Source organism: Amphibacillus indicireducens, from assembly GCF_039539605.1.
GTDB classification, from domain to species: Bacteria; Bacillota; Bacilli; order Bacillales; family Amphibacillaceae; genus Amphibacillus; species Amphibacillus indicireducens.
The window spans coordinates 23065-32508 of sequence record NZ_BAABDL010000115.1 but is presented as its reverse complement, the minus strand read 5'-3'; the positions used below and the strand labels follow the sequence as shown (position 1 = coordinate 32508).

The window sequence follows — 9444 nt, the reverse complement described above, 5'->3', positions numbered from 1 at the left end:
GATTGGTTATTTTTAATTGATTTGATGCGGTTTATTCAGGTTTTATGATTGGGCTATGAATAATCTAGGTTTATTCTAATTCAGAAACAAATGTAATCTCGATTAATCAGAAAAAACAAGTTGATCCTGATGAATTTGAATCTTTAGCAATTGATCAAGCAGAGTTAAGTCAAATCACAAAAGTTTATGGCGACCAAACGACACAGTTACTGAAATACTATCAGCGTGCTGAAAAGAAATCGACAAAGCATAAAATTAATCAATTGCTTTGTGCAGAGCTCCTTTATTCAATTGAACAAACAGCGATTTATTCACCACTCGATTTCTTCATTCGTCGGACACGAATGATTCACGATCTTGATCATCTATCCGAGCAAACAACTGGGATCCTCAATCTACTCGCCCAGCAATTAGCCTGGACAAAGGAAGAACGCTCATATTTTGAACGGGAATTCAGAATATGGTTAACCGAACAAGATTAACATGTTAAACTATAATGAGATGACTTACTCATTGGTTATTAAATGAAAAAAAGCAAAAGAGGCGAAAGACGATAGACAAGAATAAAAAAAGTAAAAATAACGACAATAAAGCAATCATCCCTTTTATTCCGGATGCAAAATTTTATTTTTCCAAAGGGGTCGATGCTTTTTACAAACGAAAATTTGATATCGCCTTAAAATGGATTAAAAAAGCAGAGGAATCAGATCCAAATGAGATTCTTTATCCAATTCAGATGTCAGTTGTTTATACTGAGATGGAGAATTTCCACCTTGCTAATCAAATTTTAACTGATCTATATCAACACAATCATCAAGACTATCCAGAACTCTATTATTTGATGGCAAATAATTATGCCCATTTGGGTTTATTAAATGATGCTGAAAAATATGCGGCACTCTATTTGGAAAAGGATGCTGATGGTGAATTTAGATCTGAAGCTGAACAATTATTAACATTGTTAGAACTTGGTTTATCTGATGACGATGAGGACTTTGATTTTGACTTTGAACGAGAAGATGAGATTCTGATTTACCAAGAGACAGCTTTTTATCACTTACAAAGACGTGATTGGCATGAAGCAGGAAACATTTTAACCGAAATGATTCAACGATTTCCAGACTATCAAATCGCAAAGCATCAGTATCACTATGCATTATTTTTTGTTGGTGAACATGAAGAGGCGATTCAGTTAGAAGAAAAAATGTACAAGCAATATCCTGACTCAACCTACAGCATGACAAATTTAATTATTTTTTATCATGATACGGGTAAAGTTGAACAAGCTAATCTCTTGATTAAAAAGCTCTCAAATATTTATCCAATCCATTGTGAAGCATCGTTAAAAATTGCGATCTCATTTGCTTACGTCGGTCATTTTAATCAAGCTTTTGAACGTTTCTATCCATTACCAAAAGGAAAGTTAATCAATCACCTCGATTATTATCGTTACTTTGCCCTTTCAGCTTCTGCGCTTAATCATCAAGCACTTGCAAAAAGAATTTGGGCAGAAGGCTGTAAAAGACACAGTGAGTTAGCGCGTGAACCACTACCTTGGTTCAAAGATTAAGCCTGTGAGCAGATTGTTAGACGAAAATAGTGAAAAATACGATAATGGGTATACATTATACAATCGAATCTAGAGAATTTTGAGTTGAAGGGATGAAAAATATGTCAGAAGAACGAATTTATGATCTGATTATTATTGGAGCCGGACCTGCTGGAATGACTGCAGCTGTCTATGCTTCACGAGCCAATTTAGCGACATTAATGATTGAACGAGGGATTCCAGGTGGTCAGATGGCTAATACAGAGGACATCGAGAACTATCCAGGTTATGAAAGTATTCTTGGACCAGATTTATCAAATAAAATGTTCGAGCACGCAAAGAAATTTGGTGCTGAGTATGCTTACGGAATGATTACCGAAGTGATTAATGAAGAACCCTATAAAATCGTTGTGGCAGGTAACAAACAATACCGTACGAAAGCGATTATCATCGCAACAGGGGCAAAACATAAGAATCTAGGTGTGCCTGGCGAAGAAGAACTCGCTGGACGAGGTGTTTCTTATTGTGCTGTTTGTGATGGGGCCTTTTTCAAAGAAAGGGAACTTTTCGTTATTGGCGGTGGAGACTCTGCTGTTGAAGAAGGGATGTATTTAACGAAATTCGCCAGCAAAGTCACGATTGTTCACCGGCGTGATCAATTACGTGCCCAAAAGATCCTCCAAGATCGAGCGTTTAAAAATGAGAAAATTGATTTTATTTGGAATACAGTTTTAAAGTCAATTAACGATGTTGATGGTAAAGTTGGTACGGTTACTTTGGAAAATGTTAAAACAGGTGAAAGTTATGAAAAAGAAGCTGCTGGAGTCTTTATCTATATTGGTTTAGTCCCGATGACAGAACCATTCGAATCATTAGGAATTACCAATGAAGAAGGCTACATCCCAACGAACGAAAATATGGAAACATCGATCCCAGGAATTTTTGCCGCAGGCGATGTTCGTGAAAAAACTCTCCGGCAAATTGTTACTGCAACAGGCGATGGAAGTATTGCTGCTGAAAACGTTCAAGCGTACATTGAACAATTAGAGGAAAAATTTGAGACAGTAAAATAAAAACATTACAAAATGAACACAAAATTAAACAAAGCTTTACCTCTTCTTAACGCAGTTGTAACACGACTGAAACACACGTGGGGTATACTATAAGTAATTAATTAACCCCCTTTTTTAAAATATATTTTGAGGCACAGACTACATCGAGTCTGTGCTATTTTTTTGGCTAAAATCAATCATTTAATTGATGTAATTCACGAGCAATTGATTCAATAATAAACACAACTGGAACTTGGCTCGTGATATTCGTATATTGATAAAATTCCTCAGTTAAATAATAAGCAATATTGATATCTGACATCTTGCCAATCGTTGTATGCTTATTATTAGTAATACTAATCACTTTACTGCCTTTTTGCTTCATTTGATTTAATTGATTGATCGTAAAATGACTCTCACCTGAAACAGACAGAGCGATCGTCACACTATTGTTTTCTAGTTTTGAATGAATCGGATACGATGAATCTTTAATATACAGTGAAAATTTTCCTAAACCAGAGAAATAACGTGCACCATACTCCGCTAAAATACCAGAGCTGCCGTTACCGATAAAAATAATGTTATCCGCATGTTTCGCAAGCTCAGCAGCAGTCAGAATTAACTGTTCCTGTTCAGCTGTTAAATTACGTTCGAAAAATTCTAGTACAGGATGATGACTACTCTTAACTGATTTATGCTGATTTTCTTGTTCAAGTTTCAGCTTTGTTTTAAACTCGGAAAAGCCTTCACAGCCGAGTTTTTTACAAAAACGCAAAATTGTTGTCGTTGAGACGTGTGTTTCCGCTGCTAATTCCCGGATTCTCATATAAGCAACTTTTTCACGATGATGAATCACATAATTGTAAATCGACGTTTCGAGCTCATTAAATGATGCAATGACTTCACTAGAAAACATGAATACCCTCCTCATTGAAAACTTGACTAAAGTATAGCATAGCTCATTTAAAAAACACAGAGTTACTTTAATGTGACAAATAACAGTACGTGTGATAACAAACAAAATCGCCTTAACCTCTATACATCAAAAAAGAGCTTCGATACACTTAAACTATAAAATGAACTTAGGAGGCGTTTTTGATGACGAAAGGAATTAAGATTGTCACGATTGGTGGCGGTTCGAGTTATACACCAGAATTAGTCGAAGGTTTTATTAAACGTTATGAGAGCTTACCAATCAGTGAACTTTGGTTGGTTGATATTCCAGAAGGTGAAGAAAAGCTCAATATCGTCGGTGGATTAGCGAAACGAATGATTCAAGAAGCGGGATTATCGATTAAGGTACATCTGACATTAGATCGACGCAAAGCACTTAAAGATGCGGATTTTGTCACGACTCAATTTCGTGTTGGTTTATTAGAAGCCCGCGCAAAAGATGAGCGAATCCCATTAAAATATGGTGTCATCGGTCAAGAAACAAATGGACCGGGCGGCTTATTTAAAGGGTTAAGAACAATTCCAGTTATTTTAGAGATTATTAAAGACATGGAAGAACTCTGTCCAGATGCTTGGCTAATTAACTTCACCAACCCAGCTGGAATGGTAACTGAAGCTGTGCTTCGCTATAGTAATTGGAAAAAGGTCATTGGACTGTGTAACGTACCAGTCGGCATGAAGATGGGAATTGCAGAACAACTTGGTGTTGAAGCGGATCGAGTTCATATCGATTTTGCCGGACTGAATCATATGATTTATGGCTTAGACATCTATTTAGACGGAGAGTTATTCACTGACCAATATATTGACAAACTCACTTCAGAAGATGAGTCTAGTGGAACGATGCAAAACATTGTCGATCTAAAGTGGCAACCCGAATTTATTAAGGCATTGCGCGCGATTCCTTGTCCATACCACCGCTACTACTATAAGACAGAGGAAATGTTTGCCGAAGAAATGAAAGCAGCAGAAACGGAAGGTACAAGAGCAGAAGTTGTCCAAAAACTTGAAAAAGATTTATTCGAGCTCTATAAAGATGAATCATTAGCAATCAAACCACCACAACTTGAAAAACGTGGCGGTGCTTATTATAGTGACGCAGCTTGTAATTTAATCGATTCCATTTACAACGACCGTAAAGATATTCAACCAGTTAATACGATTAACAATGGAGCGATTGACAGCATTCCAAACGAATCAGCAGTTGAAATCAACTGTGTAATCACAAAAGATGGTCCAAAACCAATTGCAATCGGTGATTTACCAGTCGCGACACGAGGACTCGTCCAACAAATCAAATCATTTGAAAGAGTCGCAGCTGAAGCGGCAGTAACCGGTGACTATGAAACGGCATTACTTGCGATGACGATCAATCCACTCGTTCCATCAGATACAGTGGCAAAAGCAATCCTTGATGAGATGTTAGAGGCACATAAAGCGCATTTACCGCAGTTTGGGTAAGACCGTTTAATTCACAAAAAAGTCAAGATTTATTACTAAAATATGTTGACAATGTAAAAGATGGGGTTTATAATGGTATTAACGACCTAGGGGAAGGTCGTAGAATCATATTACATCAAAGTTCATAGGTAAGTTATTATGGTAAGGCATTAAGCCGTGGCGTTGGGGATCGCCTATACCCGTCCATGTGACGGGGCTCCCCATCCTTATGACAAGCAATGACTAAAAGTATTTAGTCATTTTTTTTATATATAAAGCTAGTAAATAATTCAAAATATATAGAAAAAGGATGATTTGTATGAGGTATGATATTGGTTTAGACATTGGTATTTCATCAGTAGGATGGTCAGTTATTAACCGGGATAAAGATCGTATCGAAGCAATGAATGTGCGGATGTTTGATGCAGCTGAAAACCCAAAAAACGGATCCTCACTAGCTACACCAAGAAGAGAAGCTCGCTCAGCTAGAAGAAGACTGAGACGAAGACGTTATCGTGTAGGTCGTGTTCGACAATTTATTATTAATCAAGGACTACAATCTGCCGTTGAAGCGAATGATTTATTCGACTGGCAAGACGGAGACTTTGATATTTGGCTCGTTCGAGTAAATGGACTAGAAAGAAAATTAACTGATCGCGAATTTGCGCGAATTTTAATTCATTATGCCAAAAATCGTGGCTTTAAATCAAACCGAAAAAGTGAAACAAAGGCAGGTGAGGGCGGTGTTTTACTAAAGGCTGTCCAAGAGAATAAAGCATTGATGCAAGAAAAAGCATATCGTACAGTTGCGGATATGCTACTTCGTGATGAGAAATTTGAAGGAAAGAAACGTAATAAAGGTGGTGACTATTCACACGTGCTCGCAAGAAGTGAAATAGAGGAAGAGATTCGAATTGTTTTCACAAAGCAACGTGAATATGGACATCCATTCGCAACTGAAGAAAACGAAGAGACTTACATAAAGATATGGAGTTCGCAGCGTCCATTTTCTACTCAAGAGGATATTGTGAAGCGGATTGGAAATTGTACGTTTGAACCTAAAGAGAAACGTGCACCTAAATTTACTTACACATTTGAAAAATTCCGTGCATTAGACAAAATTAATCGGTTGCGAATTATTTCGACTACATCACCACAACGCCCATTAACAAAAGAAGAAAGATTATTGTTAGTTGAGCAATGTATGGAGAAAAAGGAAGTAAAATATAAGGACTTAAGAAAAATTTTAAAATTGGAAGATCATGAAAAATTTAATGAATTATTCTATGATCCGAGTGAAACACATGCAAAAAATGAAAATAGAAGATTTGTCTCACTTGATGGTTATTATCAATTAAAACAGATCGTTCATAGTGTAAAAGATAAAACGATCGCTGAAGCATTTCGACCAATTGATTATGATACATTGGCTTATGCAGTAACGGTTTATAAAGACGACAATGACACGCGTGATTATCTCAGAAATAAATATGTCAATACTAACGGAAAGCCAGTCTATAATCTAGCCAATCGAGTATATGATGAACAGCTAATTGAACAAGTTTTAAATCTATCGTTCTCTCAATTTGGTCATCTATCATTAAAAGCGCTAAATAAAATTATTCCTTTCTTAGAAGAAGGTTATCAGTATCATGAAGCCTGTGAAAAGGCTGGATATAATTTCAACCAAAGAGTAGGATTAGAAAAGAAGAGGTTACTACCTGTTATACCAGCTGATGAGATTGCAAACCCGGTTGTGATAAGGTCTTTATCTCAAACTAGAAAAATAATAAATGCAATCATTAAAAGATATGGCTCACCATCAAATATATATATTGAAATGGCACGAGACATGGGCAGACATTATAAAGAACGAAAAGATCTAGAAAAGCAATATAATAAAAACCGAACAGTGAATGATAAAGCAAAAGCTAAAATCAGCGAATTACACCCAGAAATAAGTGACCCAAGAGGTCATGATATTCTAAAGTACAAGCTATGGGAAGAGCAAAATAATAAATGTGCATATTCATTAAAACCGATTAAAATTGATTATTTATTTAATCCAGGATATGCGGAGGTTGATCATATCATTCCGTATAGCCGGAGCTTTGATGACAGTAATGCTAATAAAGTGCTCGTCTTGTCTAGAGAAAACCAAAACAAAATGAACCGGACACCATATGAATGGTTCGGGTCAGATACGATTAGATGGGAGAAGTTCAACTCATATGTTAGTACGCTTAAAATTCGTAAAAAGAAAAAAGATCTCCTGCTGAAAGAAAATTATGATAATGAACAAGAGGCTACTTTTAAATCAAGGCATTTAAACGATACACGTTACATTACTCGTTTCTTAAAAGGATTTATTGAAGATAATTTAGAATTCAGGAAAGAAGAAGGTAAAAAGCAACATGTCTTTACCGTAAATGGAGCTTACACCTCTTTAATGCGAAAGAGATGGGGCTTTAATAAAGACCGTGAAGAGAATGATCTTCATCATGCGGTAGATGCTGTAATAGTTGCGGTAAGTCATCCATTCCAAAACAGAGTTAGCAGATACTTTAAACGCAGTGAACAACATGCTTCTCAACTATTGAAACGAAAGGGAGAACGATTCCCTGAGCCATGGGAAGGTTTTACTAGGGAGTTAGAAGCTAGATTGATTCAAAATCCTGATACTTTAAAATTGGCATTAGAAAGTTTATCCTTATCAGGGTATGACGAAGAATTCATATCGCAAGTTAAACCAATCTTTGTTTCAAGAATGCCGAAACGCTCGGTTAAAGGACAAATTCATGAAGAAACATTAAGAAGACATCGTGGCTTTACTGAAAAAGGGCTTAATTTAATGGTGAAAAAGTATGCTTTAGAAGATATTCCATTCGATCCAAACGGTGATTTTCCAATGTACGGTAAAGAATCGGATCCGAAAACATATCAAGTCATTAAAGAGAGATACTTGGAATATGGAAAGGATAAAAAGAAAGCATTTAATGATCCACTATTTAAGCCATCAAAAAATCCAGAAAATGCTCCAATAATTAGGAGTATAAAAATTGAAACAACAGCAAATCAAGTTTTTTATTTAGATGATAAAACCGTTGCTGAAAATGCTAGTATTGCAAGAACAGAAGTTTTTCGCCATAAAGAGAATGGTAAGTTTTATTTAGCACCTGTTTATGTTAGTGATGTCGTGGCGAAGCGGGTTCCAGAGAAGTTTATCACACAGAAAAAGCCTTATCAGGAATGGCCGAATATAACAGATGCATATGAATTTTTATTTAATTTATATCCTAATGACGTGATTAAAGTTAAAATGCCTAGAGAAAAAACTTCGAAGACAAATACAGGAGAGATAAAAAAATGGATAGAAGAAATATTTTATTATAAAGGTGTTGATACTGCAACAGCACAGTTGAATATAACTGAGCATAAAAATGAGTTTTCAGATAGAATAGGTTCAAAGAATTTGAAACTCATTGAAAAGTATCAAGTTGATCCGTTAGGAAATCTAACTAAAGTTAATCAGGAAAAGCGCCATGGCGTATAGACATATCGTTATCCGCAATCCCGCTAAGTTATCTACAGCTAACGAACAATTGGTGATTAAACAAGAAGAAGCGATTAAAATACCGTTAGAGGATATTGTCACAATAACGTTAGAAGACCCTGCAATAACTATTACAAATGCTTTACTGAGTAAATGCACGGAGTACCATGTTGAACTGATTATTTGTGATCGTAAAAGAATGCCTAGTGGAATTGTGCAACCATTCCACAGGCATTCAAGACAAAAGGCAGTTTTAGAAATGCAGTTATCCTTAAGTAAACCATTTAAAAAGCGAATCTGGCAAAAGGTTGTTGTGAGAAAGTTAGAAAATCAAGCGCGGTGTCTTGAATTAAATCATATGGGAGAAGAGGCCCAAAAGGTTTATGCAATTAGCCGAAGTGTAGAGTCAGGTGATCGAACTAATCGTGAAGCATACGGTGCAAAAATTTATTTTGAACTTTTATTTGGTGAAGGTTTCCATCGCAGAGAAGAAAATGTCTACAACATTTGTTTGAACTATGGTTATAGTATTATCCGTTCGTTAGTGGCAAGGGCACTAGTTCGGTATGGATTTACACCAAGCTACGGTGTTTTTCACGATAGTCAAACGAATGCATTTAATTTAGCGGATGATTTTATGGAAGTACTAAGACCATTTGTAGATATAATCATAATTTCAAATGTTACTGAAGATAATGAATGGAATTCAGAAATTAGAAAATTACTATTTCGAGTGTTAGATATTGAAGCTGTCTGGAACGGAGAGAGATTAAGTGTCACACATGGTGTTGACAACATGATAAAAAGCTTTGTATCTGCAAGCCGGCAGCAAGATGCAAGCCTATTAATTCTCCCTGAACTGACTAATCTAAAAGCTCATAGATATGAGTAGATAT

7 protein-coding genes are annotated in these 9444 nt (G+C 36.0%); 6 read left to right on the top strand and 1 reads right to left on the bottom strand.

Annotation, left to right across the window (positions count from 1 at the left end):
* Nucleotides 1-95: 95 nt before the first annotated feature.
* From ABD814_RS10285 to trxB, 3 genes are all read left to right on the top strand, one after another.
* Nucleotides 96-482, top strand: coding sequence for a glycerol-3-phosphate dehydrogenase C-terminal domain-containing protein (locus tag ABD814_RS10285; protein ID WP_344912849.1), 387 nt, complete (start codon nucleotides 96-98; stop codon nucleotides 480-482).
* Nucleotides 483-757: 275 nt separating this feature from the next.
* Nucleotides 758-1570 carry a tetratricopeptide repeat protein gene (locus tag ABD814_RS10280; RefSeq protein WP_344912847.1) on the top strand — a complete coding sequence of 271 codons (813 nt, stop codon included), beginning with the start codon at nucleotides 758-760 and terminating at the stop codon, nucleotides 1568-1570.
* 101 nt (nucleotides 1571-1671) lie between these two features.
* Complete coding sequence (gene trxB / locus ABD814_RS10275) at nucleotides 1672-2622, top strand: thioredoxin-disulfide reductase (RefSeq protein ID WP_344912845.1); 951 nt, start codon at nucleotides 1672-1674, stop codon at nucleotides 2620-2622.
* 172 nt (nucleotides 2623-2794) lie between these two features.
* On the opposite strand, the gene ABD814_RS10270 is transcribed toward trxB, so the two are convergent.
* Nucleotides 2795-3517 (bottom strand): MurR/RpiR family transcriptional regulator, encoded by a 723-nt coding sequence (locus ABD814_RS10270; protein ID WP_344912844.1) that lies wholly within the window; start codon nucleotides 3515-3517, stop codon nucleotides 2795-2797.
* 182 nt (nucleotides 3518-3699) lie between these two features.
* Between ABD814_RS10270 and ABD814_RS10265 the strand changes: the two genes are divergently transcribed.
* The 3 genes from ABD814_RS10265 (at nucleotide 3700) to cas1 (ending at nucleotide 9440) form a co-directional block, all read left to right on the top strand.
* Nucleotides 3700-5016: a 6-phospho-beta-glucosidase gene (locus ABD814_RS10265; protein WP_344912842.1), complete on the top strand. Its 1317-nt coding sequence runs from the start codon at nucleotides 3700-3702 to the stop codon at nucleotides 5014-5016.
* A 298-nt stretch (nucleotides 5017-5314) separates the two neighbouring features.
* Nucleotides 5315-8548: a type II CRISPR RNA-guided endonuclease Cas9 gene (cas9, locus tag ABD814_RS10260; RefSeq protein ID WP_344912840.1), complete on the top strand. Its 3234-nt coding sequence runs from the start codon at nucleotides 5315-5317 to the stop codon at nucleotides 8546-8548.
* On the top strand, nucleotides 8538-9440 hold the full coding sequence (gene cas1 / locus ABD814_RS10255; protein WP_344912838.1) for a type II CRISPR-associated endonuclease Cas1: 903 nt from the start codon (nucleotides 8538-8540) through the stop codon (nucleotides 9438-9440). The genes cas9 and cas1 overlap by 11 nt, the downstream gene beginning before the upstream one ends.
* The last annotated feature ends 4 nt before the right edge of the window (nucleotides 9441-9444 follow it).